Annotated in this window: 1 rRNA gene; it reads left to right on the top strand. The window is 52.0% G+C overall.

The features are described from left to right. Positions 1 to 248, top strand: a 16S ribosomal RNA gene (locus tag KGF42_RS19640); the annotation flags it as partial.

Genomic DNA, 248 nt, shown 5'->3' with positions numbered 1-248 from the left:
TACGGGATAATATATTTGAGAGGCATCTCTTAAATATCAAAGGTGAGCCAGTACAGGATGGACCCGCGTCTGATTAGCTAGTTGGTAAGGTAACGGCTTACCAAGGCGACGATCAGTAGCCGACCTGAGAGGGTGATCGGCCACATTGGAACTGAGACACGGTCCAAACTCCTACGGGAGGCAGCAGTGGGGAATATTGCACAATGGGCGAAAGCCTGATGCAGCAACGCCGCGTGAGTGATGAAGGC

It is taken from the genome of Clostridioides sp. ZZV15-6383 (genome assembly GCF_020657735.1).
Classification (GTDB): domain Bacteria; phylum Bacillota; class Clostridia; order Peptostreptococcales; family Peptostreptococcaceae; genus Clostridioides; species Clostridioides difficile_D.
The sequence above is the reverse complement of the archived record's forward strand: the minus strand, read 5'-3'. Positions and strand labels throughout refer to the sequence as shown.